The sequence below is a fragment of the Bradyrhizobium sp. MI1.7 genome (assembly GCF_055811795.1).
Genome location: NZ_JBVVPO010000012.1, coordinates 132,262 through 156,166 on the forward strand (window position 1 = coordinate 132,262; position 23,905 = coordinate 156,166).

At 65.7% G+C, this 23,905-nt stretch carries 24 protein-coding genes; 14 read left to right on the plus strand and 10 right to left on the minus strand.

The annotated features are described in order from the left end of the window. Window positions 1-173: 173 nt before the first annotated feature. Entirely contained in the window at window positions 174-2,063 is a 1,890-nt protein-coding gene (locus tag AC0L3X_RS14485; protein ID WP_283018935.1) for an AsmA family protein, read from the minus strand. A gap of 271 nt (window positions 2,064-2,334) precedes the next feature. On the opposite strand from AC0L3X_RS14485, the gene AC0L3X_RS14490 reads away from it, so the two are divergent. Genes AC0L3X_RS14490 through AC0L3X_RS14500 form a run of 3 tightly spaced genes read left to right on the plus strand, consistent with a single transcriptional unit; the run spans window position 2,335 to window position 4,367 of the window. Next, window positions 2,335-3,042, plus strand: coding sequence for a CoA transferase subunit A (locus AC0L3X_RS14490; RefSeq protein ID WP_028151658.1), 708 nt, complete (start codon window positions 2,335-2,337; stop codon window positions 3,040-3,042). A 16-nt stretch (window positions 3,043-3,058) separates the two neighbouring features. Then, on the plus strand, window positions 3,059-3,709 hold the full coding sequence (locus tag AC0L3X_RS14495; protein ID WP_011089829.1) for a 3-oxoacid CoA-transferase subunit B: 651 nt from the start codon (window positions 3,059-3,061) through the stop codon (window positions 3,707-3,709). A gap of 22 nt (window positions 3,710-3,731) precedes the next feature. Further along, on the plus strand, window positions 3,732-4,367 hold the full coding sequence (locus tag AC0L3X_RS14500) for a GNAT family N-acetyltransferase (protein WP_063981141.1): 636 nt from the start codon (window positions 3,732-3,734) through the stop codon (window positions 4,365-4,367). Between the two features lie 98 nt (window positions 4,368-4,465). Here AC0L3X_RS14500 and AC0L3X_RS14505 read toward each other — a convergent pair whose 3' ends face one another. From AC0L3X_RS14505 to AC0L3X_RS14515, 3 genes are all read right to left on the minus strand, one after another. Beyond that, entirely contained in the window at window positions 4,466-5,344 is an 879-nt protein-coding gene (locus tag AC0L3X_RS14505) for an SUMF1/EgtB/PvdO family nonheme iron enzyme (protein ID WP_063981142.1), read from the minus strand. A 52-nt stretch (window positions 5,345-5,396) separates the two neighbouring features. After that, window positions 5,397-6,494 (minus strand): copper-containing nitrite reductase, encoded by a 1,098-nt coding sequence (gene nirK, locus AC0L3X_RS14510; RefSeq protein ID WP_354132291.1) that lies wholly within the window; start codon window positions 6,492-6,494, stop codon window positions 5,397-5,399. A gap of 237 nt (window positions 6,495-6,731) precedes the next feature. Continuing rightward, window positions 6,732-6,938, minus strand: coding sequence for a hypothetical protein (locus AC0L3X_RS14515; RefSeq protein ID WP_063981143.1), 207 nt, complete (start codon window positions 6,936-6,938; stop codon window positions 6,732-6,734). 159 nt (window positions 6,939-7,097) lie between these two features. Between AC0L3X_RS14515 and hemN the strand changes: the two genes are divergently transcribed. Continuing rightward, the gene (hemN, locus tag AC0L3X_RS14520) at window positions 7,098-8,450 is read left to right on the plus strand and encodes an oxygen-independent coproporphyrinogen III oxidase (protein ID WP_063981144.1); all 1,353 of its coding nucleotides are present in this window, start codon (window positions 7,098-7,100) and stop codon (window positions 8,448-8,450) included. Between the two features lie 341 nt (window positions 8,451-8,791). Then, on the plus strand, window positions 8,792-8,989 hold the full coding sequence (locus AC0L3X_RS14525; RefSeq protein WP_014492467.1) for a DUF1858 domain-containing protein: 198 nt from the start codon (window positions 8,792-8,794) through the stop codon (window positions 8,987-8,989). Window positions 8,990-9,075: 86 nt separating this feature from the next. On the opposite strand, the gene AC0L3X_RS14530 is transcribed toward AC0L3X_RS14525, so the two are convergent. Then, a complete protein-coding gene (locus AC0L3X_RS14530) occupies window positions 9,076-9,786 on the minus strand; it encodes a Crp/Fnr family transcriptional regulator (protein ID WP_039153608.1) in 711 nt (236 codons plus the stop codon). A 140-nt stretch (window positions 9,787-9,926) separates the two neighbouring features. Between AC0L3X_RS14530 and AC0L3X_RS14535 the strand changes: the two genes are divergently transcribed. Further along, a complete protein-coding gene (locus AC0L3X_RS14535) occupies window positions 9,927-11,138 on the plus strand; it encodes an NnrS family protein (protein WP_063981145.1) in 1,212 nt (403 codons plus the stop codon). Between the two features lie 2 nt (window positions 11,139-11,140). Here the strand turns inward: AC0L3X_RS14535 and AC0L3X_RS14540 are convergent, their stop codons facing one another. Then, a complete protein-coding gene (locus tag AC0L3X_RS14540; RefSeq protein ID WP_063981146.1) occupies window positions 11,141-12,178 on the minus strand; it encodes an AraC family transcriptional regulator in 1,038 nt (345 codons plus the stop codon). A gap of 202 nt (window positions 12,179-12,380) precedes the next feature. Here AC0L3X_RS14540 and AC0L3X_RS14545 point away from each other — a divergent pair, with 202 nt between their 5' ends. After that, on the plus strand, window positions 12,381-13,001 hold the full coding sequence (locus tag AC0L3X_RS14545) for a response regulator transcription factor (protein WP_063986095.1): 621 nt from the start codon (window positions 12,381-12,383) through the stop codon (window positions 12,999-13,001). A 185-nt stretch (window positions 13,002-13,186) separates the two neighbouring features. Then, complete coding sequence (locus AC0L3X_RS14550) at window positions 13,187-14,863, plus strand: mucoidy inhibitor MuiA family protein (RefSeq protein ID WP_063981147.1); 1,677 nt, start codon at window positions 13,187-13,189, stop codon at window positions 14,861-14,863. A 74-nt stretch (window positions 14,864-14,937) separates the two neighbouring features. Here the strand turns inward: AC0L3X_RS14550 and AC0L3X_RS14555 are convergent, their stop codons facing one another. From AC0L3X_RS14555 to AC0L3X_RS14570, 4 genes are read right to left on the minus strand one after another with little or no spacing between them, the layout of a single operon-like run. After that, the gene (locus AC0L3X_RS14555) at window positions 14,938-15,753 is read right to left on the minus strand and encodes a heme ABC transporter ATP-binding protein (RefSeq protein WP_063981148.1); all 816 of its coding nucleotides are present in this window, start codon (window positions 15,751-15,753) and stop codon (window positions 14,938-14,940) included. After that, the gene (locus tag AC0L3X_RS14560; RefSeq protein ID WP_063981149.1) at window positions 15,750-16,844 is read right to left on the minus strand and encodes a FecCD family ABC transporter permease; all 1,095 of its coding nucleotides are present in this window, start codon (window positions 16,842-16,844) and stop codon (window positions 15,750-15,752) included. The genes AC0L3X_RS14555 and AC0L3X_RS14560 overlap by 4 nt, the downstream gene beginning before the upstream one ends. Continuing rightward, complete coding sequence (locus AC0L3X_RS14565; RefSeq protein WP_063981150.1) at window positions 16,841-17,791, minus strand: heme/hemin ABC transporter substrate-binding protein; 951 nt, start codon at window positions 17,789-17,791, stop codon at window positions 16,841-16,843. Before AC0L3X_RS14565 ends, AC0L3X_RS14560 begins: the two co-directional genes overlap by 4 nt. Before the next feature lie 6 nt (window positions 17,792-17,797). Further along, window positions 17,798-18,004, minus strand: coding sequence for a hemin uptake protein HemP (locus AC0L3X_RS14570; protein WP_063981151.1), 207 nt, complete (start codon window positions 18,002-18,004; stop codon window positions 17,798-17,800). A gap of 249 nt (window positions 18,005-18,253) precedes the next feature. Here AC0L3X_RS14570 and AC0L3X_RS14575 point away from each other — a divergent pair, with 249 nt between their 5' ends. The 6 genes from AC0L3X_RS14575 (at window position 18,254) to AC0L3X_RS14600 (ending at window position 23,748) form a co-directional block, all read left to right on the plus strand. Next, window positions 18,254-20,650 (plus strand): TonB-dependent hemoglobin/transferrin/lactoferrin family receptor, encoded by a 2,397-nt coding sequence (locus tag AC0L3X_RS14575; protein WP_354098299.1) that lies wholly within the window; start codon window positions 18,254-18,256, stop codon window positions 20,648-20,650. A 135-nt stretch (window positions 20,651-20,785) separates the two neighbouring features. Beyond that, window positions 20,786-21,121, plus strand: coding sequence for a heme-degrading protein HmuQ (gene hmuQ, locus AC0L3X_RS14580; protein WP_063981154.1), 336 nt, complete (start codon window positions 20,786-20,788; stop codon window positions 21,119-21,121). Between the two features lie 30 nt (window positions 21,122-21,151). Continuing rightward, complete coding sequence (gene hutX / locus AC0L3X_RS14585) at window positions 21,152-21,667, plus strand: heme utilization cystosolic carrier protein HutX (RefSeq protein ID WP_063981155.1); 516 nt, start codon at window positions 21,152-21,154, stop codon at window positions 21,665-21,667. A 27-nt stretch (window positions 21,668-21,694) separates the two neighbouring features. Further along, a complete protein-coding gene (gene exbB, locus AC0L3X_RS14590; RefSeq protein WP_063981156.1) occupies window positions 21,695-22,471 on the plus strand; it encodes a tonB-system energizer ExbB in 777 nt (258 codons plus the stop codon). 3 nt (window positions 22,472-22,474) lie between these two features. Next, a complete protein-coding gene (exbD, locus tag AC0L3X_RS14595) occupies window positions 22,475-22,921 on the plus strand; it encodes a TonB system transport protein ExbD (RefSeq protein ID WP_063981157.1) in 447 nt (148 codons plus the stop codon). Then, window positions 22,921-23,748 carry a TonB family protein gene (locus AC0L3X_RS14600; protein WP_063981158.1) on the plus strand — a complete coding sequence of 276 codons (828 nt, stop codon included), beginning with the start codon at window positions 22,921-22,923 and terminating at the stop codon, window positions 23,746-23,748. Before exbD ends, AC0L3X_RS14600 begins: the two co-directional genes overlap by 1 nt. Window positions 23,749-23,905 lie beyond the last annotated feature (157 nt).

Genomic DNA, 23,905 nt, shown 5'->3' on the forward strand with positions numbered 1-23,905 from the left:
GTCGTATAAAACACTAGCGCATGGCCGTCAGCCGATCTAGCGGCATCTTGTCAGACATAGGTCGTGGGGTGTCGGGCCAGCGGAGATGCTTAATCCGCGCATCGATCCAATCGCCGCATCAATTCGGCCGGATCAATTCGCGATGGTCCGGCAGCGCCGGACGATCGCCGTCCTCAGTTGGACTTCGCGTTGTCCTTGGCGTTATCGGCCGTCGGCGAATCTGTCGGCGCAGGGTGCTTCTCGCCGGTGATCCGCCGCTTCAGGAGGTCCAGGAAGGGGGACGCCGCAGGCGACTGGCGGATCAGGCTTTCAGGGTCGGGGAAGATCAGCGGATCATCCCAGGGACCCTGCACCATGAAGGGCAACTGAAAGCCGGACGTCGTATTGAGGCTCGCCACGCCCTTCATGTCGTATTCGCGCGTCGGCACCGAGGCAGTGCCCGTCAGCGTGATCTTCGCAGCCGGCCCCTCGATGCGGATGTCCTCGGCGGTGGCGACCCCATCGGAGAATTTCACCGCGATGGTGAGAGTGTCATAAGGGGTCGAGCCGTTGCGGAAATTGCCGCCGCCCGACAGCGGCCGCCGCTCCAGCCGCTTCAGGAGCTGCTCGGCGTTGAAGCCCGAGATCGCACCGTCGTGCCCGGTCACGGTGGCAGTGCCGTCGAGCGACTGCACGAGGCCGAACGGGCTGGAGCCGGAGGCCAGCAGCGAGACGTTGATGTTGCCGCGGCCGGACAGCTTGTTGAGGCCGAACAATTCGGAAGCGCAGGCCTGAAGATCGACATCGGTGAACTGGAATTGCGCCTTGACGTCGGCGACGGTGTCGGAGCGCGCGATCCCGAACGAGCCCTTGGCGATGCCGCCATAGACCTGGGCTTCGCCGACCGAGAGCGCCAGCGTGCCGTTGCGCAGATTGGCGCCGATCGCGGTGCGGCCGAGCTTCGACGACCCGACTGTCAGCCTGGCTGCCGACAGGCGCATGTCGAGGTCGGTGGTCGAAAGCCCGTTGAGATCGAACAGCTGCCTGTTCCAGTCGCGGGCGCCGCTGGCGAGCAGGCGGAAGGTCGAGATATAAGGTGTGAAGTCGAGCGCGTCGGCGGCAAGCGTCGCTTGCAGCGTCTGCCGGCCGTTATTGGCGTAAGTCATCACGCCCTCGGCGGTGTTGCCGTCGAGCTCGACATTGACGTTGGTGAGCGCGATCGAGGCGCCGACGACATTGGCGCGCGCCTTCAGCGCGAAGCGGCCGAAGCCGCCGCTGCCGGGCTGCGGCTGACCGGTCCAGCGCAGCGCGTTGCGCAAGGACGGGCTGTCGATGGTGAGCGTGCCTTCCATCATCGGGCTGGTGCGGTTGGCGACGCTGCCGTCGAAGGCAAGCTTGAGCGGGGCGCTGGCGATCCGCGCCTTCAGCCCGGAGCGGTCGCCGGAGAGGGCGGCGACGAAATCGGCGAAGCTGATCGAGCCGTCGACGCGCTCGCCGCGCCAGTCGAACTGTCCGGTCGCGGCGAAGGACCGCGAGATCGAGGGCCAGGCCAGCGACAGGTCGATGTCCTCGAACTTCTCGGCGGCGTGGGTGGTGGCGTCCTCGTAATTGAGCACACCGTCCTGGATCCTGATCTCGGAGAACGACACCTGGTTCTCGGCGCCCGGCTTCATGGTGCGCGCAATGGTCTGGATGAAGGGCGTCCAGTTGCTTTCGCCGTCCTGCTTCAGGCTGACATGGATGCGCGGCCGCAGCAGGGTCAGGTCGGCGATCTCGAACCGCTGCAGCAGCAGCGGCAGCAGCCGGAGATTGGCGGTGAGCACGTCGACATGGAGCGCGGGATCGCTGGTGCCGCCGCCCTTCAGGCCGACGTCATGGAACGAAATGTAGCTCGCCGGCAGCAGCGAAATGTCGATGCTGCCTGCCACGCTGAGCTCGAGCCCGGTGACGTCGCGGATCTGCGTTTCCACCGCCTTGCGCAGCGCGTCGCGGTTGATGAGCCAGGAGGTCGCGATCAGGGCGATCAGCGCGAGGCCGAGCAGCGCCGCGATCGGCGTCCCGAGGCGCTTCATTCCTTGGGCCATGGTCAATGGCATGTCCTGATCGGGTTGGTCGCGGGAGCCAGAAGGGCGGACCGGAAACCTGCGTGCCCACGCCCAACCCCCGCAACTTGATGGGTTTTCTTGTCGCTTTCAAGGCCGCGGACGGGTCTGCCCACGGCGTGGGCAGCTTCTATCACCGGAGGACGGAACGGAGAACCCCGTATCATTGACGGCTTTGGACGATTTCGCCTAATAATCGCCGCCAATGAGGCGCGACGCCTGCCAGCCGAAGGTTCACCCGAAGGTTATTTGCATGAACAAGGTCTATCCCGACGCCAAGTCGGCTCTCGAAGGCGTTCTGAAAGACAACATGATGATCATGTCGGGCGGCTTCGGCCTCTGCGGCATCGCCGAGGAGCTGTCGGACGCAATCCGCGAGTCCGGCGTCAAGGGCCTGACGGTCGTCTCCAACAATGCCGGCGTCGACGGTATCGGCCTCAGCCGCCTGCTCGAAACCCGCCAGATCAAGAAGATGATCTCGTCCTATGTCGGCGAGAACAAGCTGTTCGCCCAGCAATTCCTGGCCGGCGAGCTGGAACTCGAATTCAATCCGCAGGGCACGCTGGCCGAGCGCATCCGCGCCGGCGGCGCCGGTATCCCGGCCTTCTACACCAAGACCGGCGTCGGCACGCTGATCGCCGAAGGCAAGGAAGTGAAGGAGTTCGACGGCGAGAAATACCTGATGGAGCGTGGCCTGTTCGCCGACCTCGCCATCGTGCACGCCTGGAAGGGCGACACCGCCGGCAACCTCATCTACCGCAAGACCGCGCGCAACTTTAATCCGATGATGGCGACCGCCGCCAAGATCACGGTGGCCGAGGTCGAGCATCTGGTTCCGGCCGGTGAACTCAATCCCGACCACATCCACACGCCCGGCATCTTCGTGAAGCGCATCGTCGAGGTCGGTACGGCCAAGAAGCGCATCGAATTCCGTAACACCCGCCCGCGCACCGCCGCTTAAGCGTCAGGAGACTCACATGGCCTGGACCCGTGAACAGATGGCTGCGCGCGCCGCGAAGGAACTGCGCGACGGCTACTACGTCAATCTCGGCATCGGCATCCCGACGCTGGTCTCGAACTTCATCCCCGATGGCGTCGATGTCAGCCTCCAGAGCGAGAACGGCATGCTCGGCATGGGCCCGTTCCCCTATGAGGACGAGGTGGATGCCGACCTCATCAATGCCGGCAAGCAGACCGTGAGCGAGCTGCCGTCGACCTCGTATTTCTCGAGCGCGGATTCTTTCGGGATGATCCGCGGCGGCCACATGGACCTGTCGATCCTCGGCGCCATGCAGGTGGCCCAGAACGGCGATCTCGCCAACTGGATGATCCCCGGCAAGATGGTCAAGGGCATGGGCGGCGCTATGGATCTCGTCGCCGGCGTCAAGCGCGTCGTCGTCGTGATGGAGCATTCGGCCAAGGACGGCTCGAAGCTGCTGAAGAAGTGCAACCTGCCGCTGACCGGCGAGCGCGTGGTCGACATGGTCGTCACCGATCTCGCGGTCTTCACCATCGACAAGCACGGCGACGGCGGCATGGCGCTGATCGAGCTCGCCGACGGCGTCTCGCTCGACGAGGTCAAGGCCAAGACCGAAGCCGAATTCCGCGTCGCGCTGAAGAATACGTAAGGTCGTCGCAACGGGGGCGCGCATGACGATACGGTCTGCGCGTCCCGAAGACGCCGATTTCATCGCACAAACCATCCTGTCGTCGCAGCGCGGCTATCGGCCGCGCGGTTGGTTCGACGTCGCGCTCGGCTGGCCCCAGGCACAGTGCCGCGATTTCATCGCGCGCATCGCGACCGCACATGCGGTGTCGATGTGGCATGTCTCGCAATTCCTGATCGCCGAGATCGATGGCAAGCCTGCTGCCGCGTTGTGCGCACTGCCGGCGGCCGGCACGGGGCCTGCGGCCTGGCGTGCCATCGAGGAGGTCGGTGCCGCGACCGGGCTTGCCGCGCCGGAGCTGGAAGCCATCCGTCGCCGCGGCACCTACACGCGCGCCTGCTGGGTTCAGGGCGGCGAGGGTGATTGGATGATCGAGCACGTCGCGACCGATCCCGCCTATGGCGGTCGCGGCCTCGTGCAGGCGTTGCTTGCGCTCGCACTGGATAAGGGACGAGCGGCCGGATTTGCCCGCGCGACGATATCGTTCCTGATCGGCAATCAGCCGGCTGAACGCGCCTACGCCAGGGCAGGATTTGTCTTCGCAGAAGAGAAGCGCGATCCCGCGTTCGAGGCGATCATCGGCGCGCCCGGATTTCGCATGTTTGCGCGAACGATGTGATGCGCCGTAGCCCGGATGGAGCGTAGCGAAATCCGGGGTGCTCGTGGATGGTCCGATCCCGGATTGCGCTGCGCTCCATCCGGGCTACTCGGCGATACCTACGACCTTGCCGCCCACACCTTGCCCCACCGCGCCGACACGCTTGCGACCCATGACGGCTCCTCGCGCACCAGGCGGAAGCCGAGATTGGCGGGCGGCACGCCCTGTGCGCAGCCGCCGGCGCGAGCGTCGCGGATGAAGTCGGTGACGTAGGCGCGGTGCGCACCCTCGGCGACGCGCACGCCGCAATTCACGGTGGGGCGGCCGGCCTTGCCGGCTGCGTCGATCCGCGAGCGCACGAAGCAGGTCGAGGTCCATTCCCAGACATTGCCGGCGAGATCTTCGATACCGTGCTCGTTGGTGCCGAACTTGCCGAACGGATAGGCCGTCGTGTCGGAGAGGTCGCGCTCGGATTCACGCTCGTAACGGCTGAGCCAGAGCTTTGAAGGATCGTCTGCGTCCACAGGCGCGCCGTCGTCCCTGAACCGGGAGCCGGCCGCAAAGGCCCATTCCGCGTCGCTCGGCAGGCGATAGGTGTGGCCGGTCTTGCGCGACAGCCAGCCCGCATAGGCCTGCGCATCGTGCCAGCTCACCTGGACCGCGGGACGATCGGACGCAATCGCGACGCCACGATCGAGCGCGCGGCACGCGCTATCCTGCACGCAAAGCTGATAGTCGGATGACGAGACCTGGTGCCGCATGATGTGCAGCGGCCGGTTGAAGCGCATCGCGCGCAGCGGCACTTCGGCCTGCAGCCCCGCGCGGGTGAAATCGCCGGCCTCGCGATAGGAGAGATTACCCGGCGCGACCCTGACGATCGCAGGCTCCGTCGCCGTGCCATGGACCGCCATGTCCGAGACCAGCGGCGCCACGGCGATCGGCCCTGCGAGCCCTGCGGCGCAGGCGAGCAGCAGTTTCAGCTTGAATGCGATCAGCATGGTCGTCCCCCGAAGAAGGAAGGGGCCGGCGATGACCGGCCCCCTGTCGCGTCTAGTTGGTGTTGGGAGCCGGTATCTCCGCGGGCGCCTTCACCTGGGTCATCAGATCGTCGTTCCACTTGCCTTCGACCTTGAAGTGCGCGGTGGCGCCGAGGTCGGCTGCCTCGATCAGATTATGCGTGACATAGGCGTAGATGCCGGGCTGCAGGAACTTGTAGAGCGCAGCTCCCGCCGAGCCGCCGCGGATGAACCGGGTCTCGAGGCCCGTCTCCGGCGCGTTGGAGAATTTTCCGGTCTCCCAGACATAGTCGCCATGGCCGCCGATCAGGTGCGGACGGCTGTCGCGATTGGCCTGCGAATGCACGATCAGCACGTTCTCGCCGACCTTGGCCGTCAGCGCGTTCTTGCCGGTGAGCGCGCCGACCTTGCCGTTGAACACGACATGGGAGGGGATCAGCTTCTTCATCACCTCTTCGGTCTCGGTGAAGGCCTCGCCCGGCGAATCGTAGGACTTGAAGTTGCCCTTCTCGTCGCGCGGTACATACATGTCCTGCTCGCCGACATAGTAGACCTTGTCGTATTTCAGCGCATGGCCCTTGCCGTCGTTCAGTCCGTCGCGCGGCAGCACCATCACCGCGCCGTTCATGCCGGAGACGACATGCCAGGGGATCATCGGGCCGCCCGGGGCGCAGTGATAGACGAACACGCCGGTCCGCGTTGCCTTCCAGCGCAGCACGACCTGCTCGCCGGGATTGACCAGCGTGAGCTCGGCGCCGCCGAGCGCGCCGGTCGCGGAGTGGAAGTCGATGTTGTGCGGCATGGTGTTGGTCGCGGGATTGACCAGCGTTACCTCGACGTAGTCGCCTTCATGCACGACCATCAGCGGGCCCGGCATCGAGCCGTTGAAGGTCATGGCCTGGAACGTGGTGCCCTTGTCGTCGATGACGACCTTCTTCTCCTCGATGTTGAGCTTGAACTCGACGATCTTGGGCCCCTGCGTCGTGGCCTGCTCGTGCGCGTGCACGAAGGGCGGGGCGACCAGCTCGACCTTCTGCCGCGGCAGCTTGAGATCGCCGGCGGCGAACGTGGGTGTCGCGAGCATCAGGGCGGTCGCGGCGGCGCTGATCAATGCGGCTCTGCGGGTGAACATCGGAAGCATCCTTCATCTGAAAGGGTTTTGATGACGGATGCAGTCTGCGCCTGTTACGGCAAGAGTGTTTGCGCTGCGACAAGCTTTTGCCGAATTCGCCTCCGGTAAAATCCTTAGGAGGTTTGCCGAAGCGCGTATCGGCCGTGCGAAGCACGCGGCGTCGCGTGATATCAGTCGCGCAAGCGGCAAATCGTTCGCATGTTCAACTATGCGCGATTGTGAATCTATGGTTGTCGATCAGAGAAGCTGGATCGCAATCCAGACCGTGCCCCAGACCGCGAGCGACAGCGCTGCAAAGATGGCGGCCGTGATCGCCAGCACCCGCACGAGATAACCTGCGCCGACGGCGGGTGCCGCGGGGGCGGGACGAAAATCGTCGAAGCGCGGGATATGACCGCGAGCGCCGGTGAGCCAGAGAACGAGATCGAGCGCGAGCGACGCCATGGCCTATCTCCAGTGAGTCATGATTGAACGTCATCATGGCCCCGATCCGGCGCTCGGACTTTGAGCGAGCGCAAGGTGGTCCGCCCGAAAACGGGTCATCCAATGCCATCCGGGATTTGCCGCGCCACCGCGCGGCATCGATTTACGAATGGGTAAGACATGAGGACAGATCTCGCAGCGAGCTACGGCGAAGAGAGATTGCCGCGCTACACGAGCTATCCGACCGCACCGCATTTCTCGCCGGCGGTCGGCCCGGATGCTTATGCCGAATGGCTCGCCGGGCTCCCGGCAGGCGCCAGCGCGTCACTCTATCTGCACGTGCCGTTCTGCCGCGAGATGTGCTGGTATTGCGGCTGCCATACCCAGATCGTTCGCCGCGACGGGCTCATTGCAGCCTATCAGCGGACGCTGCGCAGCGAGATCGCGCAGGTGTCTGAGACCATCGGTCGCCGCATCAAGGTCGAGCACATCCATTTCGGTGGCGGCACGCCGACCATCATGGCGCCGGAGGCTTTTGCCGAGTTGATGGCGGCGATGCGCCATTCGTTCTTCGTGCTGCCCTCGGCCGAGATCGCGGTCGAGATCGACCCGCGCACGCTGACATCAGAGATGGTGGAGGCCATGCGGCTCTCCGGCGTCAACCGCGCCAGCCTGGGCGTGCAGAGCTTCGATCCGGTCGTGCAGCGCGCGATCAATCGCGTGCAGAGCTATGAGCAGACGGCTTCCGTCGTCGATAGGCTGCATCGCGCCGGCATCAACGGGATCAACTTCGACCTCATCTATGGGCTGCCGCACCAGACCGTGGCGTCCTGCCTGGACACCGTTCGGCGCAGCCTCGAGCTCGGGCCCGATCGTTTCTCGGTGTTCGGCTATGCGCATGTGCCTGATTTCAAGAAGCACCAGCGCATGATCAACGAGGCCGTACTGCCCGACGGCCTCGCACGTCATGACCAGGCCTGCGCGATCGCCAATGCGTTGAAGGAGGCCGGCTACGTGCAGATCGGGCTCGATCATTTCGCGCGACCCGACGACGCCATGGCCGTGGCCTTCGAGGAACGGACGCTGCGGCGCAATTTCCAGGGCTACACCACCGACAAGGGCGAAGTCCTGCTCGGTTTCGGCGCGAGCGCGATCGGGCATCTGCCGCAGGGCTATGTGCAGAACCAGGTGCAGATCGGCGCCTACGCGCAGAGCGTGGCCGCCGGCCGCCTCGCCACCGCGAAGGGCTACGGGCTCACCGACGACGACCGGCTCCGCGCCGACATCATCGAGCGCATCATGTGCGAGTTCAGCGCCGATCTCGGCGACATCTGTGCGCGACATGGTGCGGAGCCCGAAGCGATGCTGCAATCGGCCGCGCGCCTAAAGCCGCTGATCTCGGACGGCATCGTCAGGCTCGACGGCGACCGTCTCGCGGTCGCAAGCGACTCGCGCTTCCTGGTGCGCAGTGTTGCAGCGGCGTTCGATGCGCATCTGGATCCGGGCAAGCAGTTGCACAGCAGGGCGGTGTAGTTCACCTCGCGCCGCCTACGGCAGGGACTTTTGCATATGAGCTTGGCGGGGTCTGAGCGAGCGCCTCGTCCTTCGAGACGACCGCTCCGCGGTCTCCTCAGGATGAGGCTGAGCGGCGGCTTTGCCTGTCGAAATAGTGACCACGTACTCCGTCCTCATCCTGAGGGCCCGCCGGAGGCGGGCGTCTCGAAGGATGGCTGCGGGCGAGCTTCCCGCCACGTTTTTTCTCATATGCGATAGCCCTGCCGCTTGCGGGGAGAGGGAGAAGCAACCACCAGCTTGCGCTTCAACAAAGAAGCTCGGACCCACCCGGCTATCGTCACTTCGGAACGGAGTTGTCCATGCCCTTCCGATCCGACGATCTGGTCGATGACATCATGCGAGCGGCACCGCACACGATCCGCGTGTTCCTCGCCTTCAGGATGGCCTGCGTCGGCTGTCCGATCGCGACCTTCCATACCGTGGAAGACGCCTGCCGCGAGCATGGCATCGATCGCGACAAATTCCTCGCTGCGCTGTGCGAATGCGTACCGGCGTGAGGCGAGTCGGAGTTCGCGCGGGTCGCGCGCGGACTCCCGGGTGAGGGCAGGCTTGCGCCGTAAGCGGAAGCGCCCTCACCCCTATCTTACGCAGAATTGCCGTCCGCCGTACGCTCCGCCAGCACGACGATCTTGTGCGGATCGCGCAGGATGATGCGCTGGCGGCCGCTCTCGACGAGGCCCTGGCTCTCCCAGCCGCTGAGGATGCGGCTGACGGTATGCAGCGTGGTGCCGGTCATCTGCGCGATGTCCTGGCGGCTAATCGGGAAGTCGATCTCGATGCCGTGGTCGAGCTTCTTGCCGGACTGTTTTGCGAGCCGCAGCAGCGCATGCGCGACGCGCTGCTCGACCTGCTGGGTCGACATTTCCAGGATGCGGGTATGGCTCTCCTGCAGTCGTGCGCCGACGGTTTGCAGCGTGTTGGCGGCGATTGCCGGAAACCGCTCGATCAGCCGCGGCCAGGCCGAATTCGGCCAGATCAGCACCACGCTGTCGTCGACCGCCATCGCGGTCGCCGGATAGTGCGCGGCTCCAATCGCCATCGCGAGCCCGAAGGTCTCGCCGGGGGCGACATAGCGCACCACGATCTGCTCGCCGGTCGGGGTGGTCTTGGCCGCGCGGACGTGGCCGTGCAGCAGCAGGAAGAAGGATTGCGCGTCGGCGCCCTGTTCGAAAATGGCGGTGTTCCTGGGGTACCGCGCCGAGCGGGCCTCGCGCAGGATTTCCTCGAGGTCCTCCGGCTTGACGCCTGAAAACAGCGGCAAATGCGCAACCAGCGATGTGTCGACCTTGGCCATTCTGCCTCCTTGGCGCTCGGAGTGTGATGGCACCTGTATTCGTCAGGCAGTTTGCGATAGCGCAAAACGGGCCGGCCGGACGGCAGTATTTTTCCAAATGACGATCCAGGTGACCGTCCGAATTCACAGGAGTTGCCCCCATGGCTGGCGCCCGATCCCGTAACTTTGAGGGCTGGCCGCTGTTTGCGAACAGCTTTCGGCCGTTTTTCCTGCTCGCCGCGATCCAGGCGGGGCTTTCTATCCTGGCCTGGCTGCCGATGTTCTACGGCGAATTGTCGGTGAGCTCTGCGTTCGCGCCGCGCGACTGGCACGTCCACGAAATGCTCTACGGCTTCCTGCCGGCGGTGATCACGGGATTCCTGTTCACGGCGATCCCGAACTGGACCGGGCGGCTGCCGATCCAGGGGACGTCGCTGGGCGCGCTGCTGACCGTGTGGCTGGCCGGACGTTTTGCAGTGACCCTGTCCGCCGATATCGGTTGGGCGTTCGCGCTCGTCGTCGATGCCGCCTTCCTGGCATTGGTCGTCGCTGCGGCCACGCGCGAAATCATCGCGGGCGGCAATTGGCGCAATCTGCCGGTGGTGGTGCTCGTGCTGGTGCTGCTCGCCGGTAACGTCGCCTTCCATCTCGAAGCGCACTTCGAGGGCGCGGCCGATGTCAGCATCCGCGTCGGCATCGGCGTGGTCGTGCTGCTGATCTCGCTGATCGGCGGCCGCATCATCCCGAGCTTCACCCGCAACTGGCTGGTCAAGTTCAATCCCGGCCGCCTGCCGGTGCCGTTCGGGCGCTTCGACGGCGCGATGATCGGATTGAGCGCGTTCGCGCTGATCGCATGGATCGTGGCGCCGCTGAACACGGTCACCGGCGCGGTGATGGCGCTGGTCGGCGTGCTGCACCTGGTCCGGCTTGCACGCTGGGCCGGCGATCGCACCACGCGCGAGCGGCTGCTGCTGATCCTGCATGTCGGTTATGTCTTCGTGCCGCTGGGCTTCCTGCTGCATGCCCTGGCTGTCTTCGGCGCGCTGCCGCCGAGCGCGGGCATTCACGCCTGGATGGCTGGTGCGGCCGGAACCATGACGCTCGCGGTGATGACCCGCGCGAGCCTCGGGCATACCGGACAGGCGTTGACGGCCTCGCCCGCGACGCAGGGGATTTACGCTGCGATCATCGTCGCGGCGCTGGCGCGGGTCGCTGCGGTGGTGCTGCCTGCGCATGGCGATGTCCTGCTGCACATCGCCGCCTGCGGCTGGATCGTCGCGTTCCTCGGCTTTGCGATTGCGTTCGGCCCGCTGCTCGCCGGCAGCCCCCGGCGCGCCCTTGCCATCATGGGCGTGCCCGCTCCGGCACGCTGAGCCTAGGCCGCGGACGCCGAGGGAACGCCGGCGCGCTTGGCCAGCGGCCGCACGCCCTTGCGCCATGCGGTGATGTTGCAGCCGAAGCGGCCACGGAACCAGCGCGCCATCGCGCTCTGCGCGGAGAAGCCGAGCTGGGTGGCGATATCGGCCAGCGGCCGGCCGGGGTCGTCGATCAGCTGGGTCACGAGATCGGCGCGCTGCGCGTCGAGGATCGCCGAGAAGCTGGTGCCCGATGCGGCGAGGTGCCGATGGATGGTGCGGCGGGTGCAGGCGAGATGCTCGGCCACGCGCTCGACCGTGCAGTCGCCGCTTGCGAGCAGGATGCGTACCACCTCGTCGACCTTCTCCTCCCAGCTTGCCGGCCGCGTCTCGATCGCCTCGATCCGCTTGCGCAGATAGCTCGCGATCAGCGGATGCGCGCTCGGAATTCGCCGCTCCATGTCATGCGCCGACAACAGGATCGCATCGTCATCGGCATTGAAGGTGACGCGGCAACCGAAGAAGTCGCGGTAGCGCTTGCGGTCGTGTGGCGGCGGATAATGCAGATGCACCTCGAGCGGCCGCCAGTCGCTGCTGAACAGCGACTGGATGATGCGGTGGACGCTGCCGAGCGCCATGTCGATCGACTGGCGCGGCGCGGTCGGCTGCCGGCCGCGCAAATGCAGTGTGACCGTCACGGTCTGCTTATCGCGCGTGACCTCAAGCTTCATGCCGTCGTGATGAACGTGGATGAAGCGCGAGAACGCTTCGATGGCCTCACTGACGGTCGCCTGTTCACGCACTATCAGGCCGACCGCGCCGAAATTGGTCAGCCCGCCGCGCTCGGCGAGCCGCAAGCCGAAATCTTCGGCACCCGATGCCTCTGCCGACAATTCGAGCAGCCGGCGCAGGCTGGTCACGGCAATGGGGGTATCGGGCTTGTCGAGCACGGCCAGTGGCAGCCTGACCTTGCGCATCATCTGTTTCGGGTCGAGCCCGACCGACCGGGCGACATCCGGGTAGTAGCTCAAGCCTGCGCTGCGCATGAGGTCGGTCATGCGACCCGTTCCAGTCAGCCATTCCCGCAGATGTCCCGAAATGTAAAGTTTCTGTCCCGATCCGTCAAATCCGGGAACAGGATGGAACATACATAAGGGAAACCGAAGCACGGGCGTGAATGCCGTGCGTATGACGACGCGGCGCGACGAAGCCCCGCTGCCGTCTCGGGCCATTTGACCAAGACATTGCTGGATCGGGATGATGCCGGGAAACATGCTTTCCAAGGGTGAGGTATTCGTCATTGAAACTGACGCGGCCTCCCGCGAACAACTTTCAATGGCGCTTCAACAGAGCGCCTATGACGTGATCTGCTTTGCCGACGGCGCGTCGCTGCTGTCGGAAGCCAAGGCCCGGATGCCGGCCTGCGTGTTGCTGGAGATGCCGCCGGATCGTTCCGCCCTCGACGTGCTCAAGCGCCTGCGCGAGGAGAACTGCATGGCGCCGGTTCTGGTGACCTCCGCGAACGGCAGCATCGCCATGGCGGTCGACGCGATCAAGAGCGGCGCGGCCGACTTCATCGAGAAGCCGTTCCGCACCCGCGACATCGTCGACCGGATCGATGCTGCCATCGACGAGTTCGCGCAGCCGGGTTCAAACCGGCAACGCTGGCTGCCCGGCTGCGAGCCCCTGACCGGGCGCGAAGTCGATGTGCTCGAGCACCTTGCTGCCGGCCTGACCAACAAGGAGATCGCCCGGCGCATACATCTGAGTGCGCGGACGGTCGAAGGCTACCGCGCAGGCATCCTGAAGAAGGCCGGCGCCCGCAACGTGACCGATCTGCTCCGCCGCATCTTCGGCCAGGGTTCGCCCACCCCGGTTTAAGGACCTAAGTTTAACGGCTTCGCCACGGGACGACGACACGTTCCGCGGCCTTGGTGCGGCCGCGGCGGCGCCCCACGGAAACCCCAATCGAACCAGTTCCTTCCCTGCCGCGTCCAACCATGTTGGCGAGGCATTTGATCGCACGCGTCCGGCTGGCGGCGCGGCGATACGGCAGGAGGGACTTTATGCGCATCACCGCAAGATGTCTGGCAACGACGAGCCTGGTTCTGGTGACCATGGCGACGGCGTCGCCATCATGGGCCGCCGATGTGGACGCCACATCGGCCATCGACACCGTCACCGTCTATCCGGATGGCGCCACCGTCACCCGTGTCATCGCGCTGGACCTCGCCTCCGGCGACAGCACGCTGGTCGCCAAGGACTTTCCGCTCTCGCTCGATCCGTCCTCCCTCCGTGTCGAGGGCGAGGCGGGCGCAAAACTGACCATCGGGACCATCGACGCGCGGCCGCCGCGCGCGGCACAACCCGCCAATCTGCCCGAGCTCGATAAGCGCATCGAGGCGTTGAAGGATCAGCGCGCCGATGTGCAAGGCGATATCGACGCGGCCAACGCCCGGCGCAAATTCGCGCAGCACTTTGCGGAGGCTTCTCCCGCCGGCCTTGGCGAGAAGGGCGAGGCTCGGCCGATCACCGAATGGCGCGCGGCCTTTACCGCGGTCGCCGAGGAGATCGCGACCGCCGATACCGCGATCCGCGACGCCACGCGAAAGCAGCGCGAGATCGATCGGCAGCTCGCGCAACTTGAAGCGGAGCGTTCGGCCAAGCCGCCGAGCAAGCTTGAGGTTCGCATCGATGTTGCCGCCGCCGCCGCGACGAAGGCGACGTTGCGGGTGACTTATGCAGTCCGCAATGCGCGCTGGCTGCCGCTGTATGATGCCCGGCTCGACACCGGTGCCAAGGACCGCAAGCCGCAGCTCGAGCTGGTTCGCCGCGCCGAGGTGACGCAGTCGACCGGCGAAGACTGGTCGAACGTCAACCTCGGTGTTTCCACCGTTCGCGTCAGCCGCGGCGGTAGCGCACCGGAGCTGAATTCGCTGGTTGTGAGGTATCCGCAACTGCCGAAGCCGCTGGCAATGGGCACGGCGTCGGACATGGCGGTGCCCGCGCAGCCGATGACGCGGCAGGCGCAATCTCCGGCGATGGCGAAAGCTGCGGAGCCCGAGCTGCGTGAGCGCGCGGACGAGCAGCAGGCCAACGCCGAGATCGGCGATTTTCAGGCCGTGTATCAGATCAGCGGCCGCGTCAGCCTCGGTGCCAATGAGGGCGCCAAGAGCCTGCTCATCTCCTCCATGACGGTGACGCCCGACCTCGCCATCCGTGCCGCCCCGGTCGCGGATCCCACCGCTTACCTCGAGGCGTCATTCAAGCTTGCCGAGGATACCAATCTGCTGCCCGGCAAGGTCGCGATCTTCCGCGACGGCACGTTCGTCGGTCGCAGCAAATTCTCGACCGCCGCGCGGAACGACGCGATCCGGCTCGGCTTCGGTGCCGACGACAAGATCAAGATCGAGCGCACCGTCATCAGGCAGAACGAAGGCACGGCCGGGGTGATCGCGTCCTCCAAGACCGACACGCGTTCGTTCCGCACCGTCGTTCGCAACGGGCACGACTTCCCGATCCGCATCGCGATCGAGGATCAGCTTCCGGTCAGCGAGAACGAGGATATTGGCGTCGAGATGCTGTCCTCGACCACGCCGCCCACGACCACCAATCTGCGCGAAAGGCGCGGCGTGCTGGAATGGGCGTTCGACGCAAAACCCGGCGAGATCAAGGAGATCAAGTTCGCCTGGCGCGTCCGCTGGCCCAAGGACAAGGGCATGGTGATCGTGCCGGCGGGGTAATGCGCCCGGTCTGAACCGAGGCGCGGCGCCGTCTTCGTTACCTCTCTCCGCAAGCGGGGCGAGGGAGTGCATCTTCACCGCGGCGGCAGTTCGGCTCGCGCCGCCGCCCGCATCGATTGCGGCAGCACGTAGGGCACGCCGTCGTCGGCCTGATGAACGACGGCGTCGATTTCGAAGATGTCGCGAATGGTCTCGCGCGTGACGATTTCCGCGCGCGGGCCGTCGGCAGCGAGCTTGCCGCCGTTCAGGACGATGAGCCGGTCGGCGAAGCGGATCGCGAGGTTGAGGTCGTGCAGGATCGCGATGACAGCGGTGCCGCCTGCCGCGCGGCGGCGCGCGGCTTCGACGAGGTCGATCTGGTGGCGCAGGTCGAGGCTCGATGTCGGCTCGTCCAGCAGCAGGAGCCCCGGCCCATGCTCGGCCTCGCCGCAGGCGAGCTGCACCAGCACGCGGGCGAAATGGGTGCGCTGCTGCTCGCCGCCCGATAGCGTCGGCAATTGCCGTTCGCGGAAATGTGCGAGGCCAACCTCGTCCAGCGCGGCGTCGACGAGCGACACGGCATCGCGCAGGCTGCGGTCGCCCGCGCCCATCAGCACGATCTCCTCGACCGTGAAGGGGAAGGTGACGTTGATGTGCTGGGACAGCATCGCGCGGCGCGCGGCAAGCTCGCGCGGCGTATAACTGCTTATGTCGCGCTGCTTCAGGTGCACCTCGCCCTCGCTCGGGCGGAGATCGCCGGAGAGCAGCCGCAGCAGCGTCGACTTGCCGGCGCCGTTCGGGCCGATGATCGCGACCATCTCGCCGGCTTCAACCGATAGGCCGACACCATCGAGCAGCGTGGCGCGGCCGGCGCGCTTGCTTAAGCGTCGCGCCTCGATCACGGCGCTCATAGCGAGGCGAGCCCGCGCTGGCGCAGCAGGATGCCGAGGAAGACAGGCGCGCCGACCGCTGCCGTCAAGATGCCGATCGGCATCTCCGCGGGCGCCACGATCGTGCGCGCCAGCGTGTCGGCGCCGACCATCAGGATCGCGCCAAGCAGCACCGAGGCCGGCAGCAGCAGGCGATGCGCAGGTCCAATAACGAGACGGAGCAGATGCGGCACGACGATGCCGACGAAGCCGATGACGCCACTGATCGACACCGCGACCCCTGTCATGGCGGAGACCATGACGATCGAGATCCGCTTGAGACGCTCGACGTCGACGCCGCCGTGAAACGCGTCGGCCTCGCCGAGCACCAGCAGATCGAGGCCGCGGGCAATATACGCGCAGGCGCCGAGCCCGATGATGAGGATCGGCGCGAGCACGGCGGCCTTGGTCCAGGTCGCGCCGCTCATCGAGCCCAGCAGCCAGAATGTGATGTCGCGAAGCTGGCGGTCGTCGGCGATGAACACCAGAAGCCCGATGCCGGCATTGGTGATGGCAGTGATGGCGACGCCGGCGAGCAGGAAGATCGCGATCGAGGTCCGCCCCGCGCGGCTGGAGATGCCGTAAAGGATCGCGGTCGTGGCCAGCGAGCCCGCAAAGGCCGCGAGCGGCAACAGCTCGGTCTGAAGGAAGCGCAGCGTCTCGCCGAAGCGCGAATCGGTGAAGACGATTGCGCTTGCGGCCGCCAGCGCACCGCCGCTGGAGACGCCGACCAGCGCGGGATCGGCGAGCGGGTTGCGAAACAGTCCTTGCATGATGGCGCCCGCCGCGGCGAGCAGGCCGCCGACCATCGCGGTCGCCGCGATCCGGGGAATGCGGATCGACCACAACACGAGCTGGTCGCGCGTCGTCACGGCGTCGGCGGTGGTGTTGCCTGCGAGACCGAGCGCAGCAGGCAGCCGGGAGAGGGGAATGCCGGCCGCGCCCACGGTCAGCGCGACGATGGCGGTGGCCGCGAGGATCACCAGGAGCAGGGGAATGGCAATCGACGTAAATCGCCGTCCTGCGCCCGCACGTCGCGGGCTCCGCGAGTCCGTACCGATCGCCACGCTCATTGCCGGCAATTCGCCGCCGACAGAGCCGACGTGAAGGCGCCGCCCTCGGCCAATGCCGGATAGAGCTTGACGGAGAGATCACGGGCCGCCGCGGCCGTGCGCGGGCCGAAGCCGAGCAGATAGAGCCCGTCCATCGTGATGAAGCTCTTGTTGGCCGCGACCGGCGTCAAGGCGAAGCCGGGATGGGCGTAGACCGCGTCGGCCTGCAGTGAATCCTTGCCGCGCTCGATCGACAGCACGACGTCGGGTTTTGCCGCGACGATCGCCTCGTCGCCGATGTTCTTGTAGCCGTCGTAATCCTCGACCGCGTTGGTGGCGCCTGCAAGCTGGATGATCTCGTCGGCGGCGGTCTTGTGACCGGCGACCATCGCCCGTCCGTTCAGGAGCGACATCACGAACATCACGCGGACCGGCTTCGTGACCTTGGCACGCAGTGCGCGCAGCTGCGCAAGATCCGTAGCCACTGCGGTGCTCAGGCATTCGGCGCGCGCATCGACGCCCATGGCATGGCCGACCAGCTTGATCTTCTCGATCAGGCCTTCCTCCGAGAAGGTCTCGGGCACCAGCACCAGCGGCACCTTCGCCGTCTCCAGGAGGTCCATGGTCTCGCGCGGGCCCGATCCCTGGATCGCCAGGATCAGGGTCGGGTTGAGGCCCAGCACGCCCTCGGCCGAAATCTGGCGCATGTAGCCGACATTGGGTTTGTCGTGCAGCGCCGCTGCCGGATAGAGGCTCGTGGTGTCGACGCCGACCAGGCGGCTCTCCAGCCCGAGCGCATAGAGGATCTCGGTAATGGCGCCGCCGATCGAGACCGTGCGGGCGAAGTCGGCAACGGCGACATCGCGATTGCGCGCATCATGCACCGTGATACCGGCGGCGTGCGCGGTCGAGGCGAGCGCGATGGTGCCGGTGAGCAGGAGGTTTGCGAGGGTGCGACAAAATGTCATTGCAGGTTACTTCGTCAGGATCAGCTTGTTCTGCGAGGTCAGGCGAAGGCGATAGGCGTCCTCGCCATGCGCGATGATGATCTCGCGCTCCGCCGCAAACAGCTCGCGGCTGTCGATCCGGCTCCCGCGTATGGTCAAACTTCTCGTTGTTGCAGAAGGGCTTTGTGTCGGCCCTGCCGCATCGCCGCTATTGTCTCCGGACGTTGCTGACATGGTAGGTGTGATGCGCTTTCGAAATTTCAGATGCGTCTTGTTTGTATAAGCGGCATCAGGCGCATTCCAACGGCGGCAATTTACAATCGATATAAACTGCAACCCGATGACATTGACCGTCAGGGTGTTGCCACGTAACCAAATGGAACAATGCGGGCCGGGGGGCCTGCACCAGAGAATAGCCAGCCAGTCGCTCGCCGCGCGAGCGCACGCCAGCCAAACAAGACATATCATGATTGGGTTGGGTGTATGGCTGACGGGGCTAGGTATTCGCGCGCGCTGATTTTGGGCGCGTCGGTGGTTTCAATTGCGGCGGTGTCGCCGGTGAGCAGCTTTGCGCAGACCGCGGATCAAACCGCGCAATCATCCAAGCCGGCGAAGCCCAAGCAGGCCAAGCGCAACCCGGCCAAGCCGCAAGCTGTTCAGCAGCAGCAGGCCAGCACCAGCGTGTGGGATGCACGCGCGCAGGCGATCGTCGGTGTTCAGGCGCTCGACACCATCACGGCTGCCGCCTCCAAGACCGACGAGCGCGCGGTCGACGCGCTCGCACCGGTCAGCGTCGTGACTTCGGCGCAGATCGAAAGCCGCCAGGCCAGCACGGTCGGCGATCTCATCTATAATGTGCCGGGCGTATGGGTTCAGAACCGCGGCGACGAGCCGTCGACCTCGATCAATATCCGCGGCTTGCAGGATTTCGGCCGCGTCGCCGTCGTCGTCGACGGCGCGCGGCAGAATTATCAGCGCACGGGCCATTTCGCCAACGGCTCGTTCTTCCTCAACCCCGAACTGATCAGCGGCATCGACATCGTTCGTGGTCCGACCGCCAACATCTACGGTTCCGGTGCGATCGGCGGCGTGGCGTCGTTCCGCACCAAGGATATCGAGGACGTCGTGCGTGCCGGCGAACGTTGGGGTGTTGACGTCAAGACCATTCTTGGCAGCAATTACGGGCGAGCGCTCGGTTCGGCCTTCGGCGGTGTTCACGTCAATCCAAATGTGGACGTGTTCGCGGGCGGCACCTATTCGACGCAGGAGAGCTACAAAGACGGCACCGGCTTCGAGGTCGCCAACACCGGCAACCGGCTCACCAGCGGCATCGCCAAGCTGACGGTGCGCCCGGCCGATGGGCACGAGATCAAGCTCGGCACCATCTTCCAGGAGGACATCTACAGCGTGGGTCAGCCGCCACGCCGTGCCGGCGATCCCAACTCGACCAATGCGAACGGCGCCAACAACCTGAGCGGCACGTCGATCTACAGGTCCGACGTCAAGAACTACACCACGACGCTCGGCTGGAAATATTCGCAGCCGGATGACCAGTGGTTCGACTGGGATGCGAAGGTCTACTGGAATCGCACCGAGAACGACCAGGTCAAGACCGCGCATACCAGCACGACGCCGTCGGTCTTCTGCAGCGGCGTGCCCGGCAATGCCGTGTCCGGCTGTATCGGCAGCAACCGTGGATATCTGCTCGATACGGTCGGCGTCGACGTGTACAACACCACGCGCTTCGATACCGGCAGCTGGCGTCACGCGGTGACCTACGGACTGGACGCGTTCCAGGACAAGGTGTCGACGCAGGACAGGACCGGCACGTCGGAAGTGACGACGCCCGGCGGTCAGCGTACGGTCTCCGGCGGTTTCGTGCAGTGGAAGGCCAATTACACCTCCATGCTCGAGGTGATCGGCGCGCTTCGTTACGACAATTATCAGCTCTCCTCGGCATCCTCGTCGTCCGGCGGCGACCGTTTGTCGCCGAAGATCACCGTCGGGCTCGTTCCCACGGCGGTCGTGACGCCCTATGTCAGCTACGCCGAAGGTTATCGCGCGCCGTCGATCACGGAAACGCTGGTCAGCGGTCCGCATTCGGGCGCGACGGTCAACGACTCGTTCTTCCGCTGTCCGTCGGGCACGCCGGGTCCGGGAGCGGATTCGACCTTCTGCTTCGTCCCGAATCCGAATCTGCGGCCCGAGGTCGGCAAGAACAAGGAGATCGGCTTCAACATCAAGAAGAACGATCTGTTCACGGCGGGCGATACGCTGCGCGGCAAGATCAACGTGTTCCGCAACGACATCTCCGACTTCATCGATCAGGTCGCCTATGGAAATCCGCTGGTGGTCCCCACCGGCCCGCCGCCGGCGCCCTCCATCACCGTGCTTCCGTTCCTGCAATATCAGAACGTCGCGTCCGCCCGCATCCAGGGTTTCGAGGCCGAGGCGATGTACGACGCGAACACCTGGTTCTTCGGCCTCTCCGGCAGTTACCAGAACGGCAAAAACCTCCAGACGGGATTTGGCCTGTACAGCGTTCCGCCGCAGAAGGTCACGACGACCGCCGGCGTGCGGTTGCTGGACCGGACCCTGATCCTCTCGGTGATGTGGACGTCGGTGATTGCGAACACCGACATCCCGCCGACCTATACGCCGGCGACGTCGTACGATCTCGTCAACCTCTACGCCCAGTATCAGCCGCGGCCCGATCTCACGCTCAACTTCTCGGTCGAAAATCTTCTCAACCAGTACTACCGGCCCTACGCCATTCCGGTCGGCAGTACGGGCGATACGCAAAACGACGTGAAATGGGCGAGCGCCGGCCCCGGGCTCGTGGTCAAGGGAGGCCTGAAGTACCACTTCGGCGGCATCTAAGGAGTACGCCGACGACAGCAAACGGGACGCCGTATTCACCGCCAGAGCCACGCTGATGTCCCAGCGTGGCTTCGGCACGTTCTGAAACATCCGCTCGGCATTCGCCGATCAACAAGACTGACAGGAGAAAATCTGATGTTCATCGCCATGAATCGTTTCCAGGTGAAGCTCGGCTCGGAGGCTGCTTTCGAGACCGTCTGGCGCACCCGCGAATCCTATCTCGGCAGCATGGCCGGCTTCGTTGAATTCCACCTGCTGAAGGGGCCGGCGCTCGAGGACCACACGCTGTATTCTTCGCACACGGTCTGGGTCGACAAGGCGGCGTTCGAGGCCTGGACGCGGTCGGACGAATTCCGCCGCGCCCACGCGCGCGCCGACAACAAGACCGGCGAAAGCCTCTATCTCGGCCATCCCAAGTTCGAAGGGTTCGAGGTCATCATGACCGAGCGCAAGACGAACGCGGCCGCCTAGATCGCGGCGGATCAGGAAAGGGAGCCGGACATGCTGAGCACCGATCTCGCCGATCTCAAGGCGTACATGGCTGACAATCCCGGTGCGGTGATCGAGGACGTTGCGCGCGAGCGCAAGGTCACTCCGCGGGCGGTGATCGAGGCGCTGCCGTCGTCCATGGTGCGCGTTGGTGGCGGCGAGCATTTCGCCGCCGCCATGCAGGACATCGCCGCGTGGGGCGAGGTCACGCTCATCGTGCACACGGATGACGCGATCTTCGAGTTCACGGGCGCGGTCCCGGCGGGCGAGGTCGGCCGCGGCTATTTCAACCTGATGCAGCCGAAGGGATTGCACGGCCATCTCCGCCACGAGCGCTGCGCGGCCTTGGCCTTCGTCGAACGCCCCTTCATGGGCAAGACCTCGGCCTTCGTTGCGTTCGTCAATGCCGACGGCGGCATCATGTTCAAGGTCTTCGTCGGCCGCGACGAGACCCGGGCGCTGCGGGCGGACCAGCTCGTGCGATTCCGGCAGCTGGCGGACCGGGTCGCGGCGCAAGGCGTGGCATAATTTCCTTCTGTCTGTCGGGAGATCAGGATGCAGAGCAATTTTGGGCTTCGGCATGTGATCCTAACAATTGGGCTGGTGCTTGCGCCGGCCCCGGCCTTCGCGATCGACGAAGCGCTGTTGCCGCGCAATCTGTCGCCCTGGGGCATGTTCCTCGGTGCCGACATCATCGTGAAGACGGTGATGGTCGGGCTCGCCATCGCCTCGCTGGTGACGTGGACGGTGTGGCTCGCTAAGACCATCGAGCTGCGCCGCAAGAGCGCGCTCGCCGTGCAGCGGACGCGTGCGCTCGAGGGCAGGATGAAGCTGGCCGAGGCGGCGGAGCGGACCGGCGACGCGCATGATGCGGTCGCCCAGCTCATCCAGTCCTGCGCCAAGGAGGCGGAGCTCTCCGGCGGCATTGTCGATGACGGCCTCCAGGAGCGCGTCGCGCTGCGGTTGGAACGGGTCGAGGCCGCGATGTCCAGGCAGATCGCGCGCGGCACCGGCGTGCTCGCGACCATCGGCGCCACCGCGCCGTTCGTCGGCCTGTTCGGCACGGTCTGGGGCATCATGAATTCCTTCATCGGCATCTCCGAGAGCCACACCACGAGCCTTGCGGTGGTCGCGCCCGGCATCGCCGAGGCGCTGCTTGCGACTGCGCTCGGACTCGTCGCCGCGATCCCGGCCGTGGTGATCTACAATCAGCTTGTCCGCGGCATCGCAAATTACCGGGCGTTGCTCGGCGACGCTTCGGCGCAGCTCATGCTGCTGGTCAGCCGCCAGCGCGACCACAGAGAGTTCCGCCTGGCGCGGGCGGCGGAGTAGGCCATGGCCGCGAAGCTCGGCGCACGCGGGGGATCGCCGCTGAGGCGCGGCGACCCCGGCGATCTCGACGTCACCCATGAGATCAACGTCACGCCGTTCATCGACGTGATGCTGGTGCTGCTGATCATCTTCATGGTGGCGGCCCCGCTCGCCACCGTCGACATCGGCGTCGAGCTGCCGGCCACCGCCGCCGAGCCGGCGCCGCGGCCGGACAAGCCCACCTTCGTGACGGTGAAGCCGGATCTCACCGTCGCCGTCGGCGAGGAGACAATGGCACGCGAAGGCCTCGTCACGGCGCTCGATGCCGCCACCAAGGGCCGCAAGGACGAGCGCATCTATCTCCGCGCCGACAAGGCTGTCTCTTATGGCGACCTGATGGAGGTGATGAACACCTTGCGCAATGGCGGCTATCTCAAGGTCGCCCTGGTCGGCCTCGACGGACGCAGCTGATGTCGGCGAGCGCTTTTGCCCTGCATGAACCGCTCGGCGAGCGCGAAACGGCGCGTTGGGGCGTTTCGGCCGCGGTGATCGTGGCGTTGCATGTCATCGCTGCGGTGATCGCGATGAATTGGGTGCGGTCGCAACCGGAGCAGGGCGTCACCCTGCCTGCGGTCATGATCGATATGGCGCCGATCACGTCGGCGCCTCAGGCGACGCCGGATGACGTGGTGCCGGGGCCGGTGATGAAGGAGGCCGATGCCTCACCGCCGGAGCCGATGCAGCGGCAGGCGGTCGAGGAGACCATCGCGCCGACACCGCCGCAGGAGAAGCCCGACGTGGTGGCGCCGCCGGAGCAGAAGCTCGAGCCGACACCGGCCAAGCCGGAGCCCGCGAAAATCGTGCCGCAGGAAAAGCCGGCGCCCGAAAAGCCGAAAGTAGTTCGTCCGGAGGCAAAGAAGCCGTCGAACGCGACGCCCGCGCCTCGCAACAGCGCGCCGCCGCGCGCCGAGCGGGAGGCGCCTGCAGCGTCCGCCATGAGCGCGGGCGCGGTCGCATCGCTGGTTGCGACCTACAATCAGCGCGTCCGTGCGCACCTGATGCGCCTTCACTCCTATCCGTCCGGCGGCAACGGTCAGCGCGGGCTGGTCCGGGTGAGTTTCACGATCGGCCGTAACGGCCAGGTCACGTCCAGCCGCATCGCTTCGTCCGGCGTTGCCGCGTTCGATGCCAAGGCCACGTCGATGATCCACCAGGCCTCGCCGTTCCCGCCGATCCCGGCGGAGATCAAGAACAGCTCGATGAGCTTTACCGTTCCGGTGGACTTTATCGTGCGGTAGCCCGCTCTTTCTACCTCGCCCCGCGTGCGGGGAGAGGGTGGGGTGAGGGGCGGTCTCCGCGCACTCATCGAGAGTGTGGGAATGGAGTTCTATCCTCGTCATTTGGGGGGGCGCCGAACACAAGAACAACGCCCGAGGGGGGGGGGGAGGGATTATT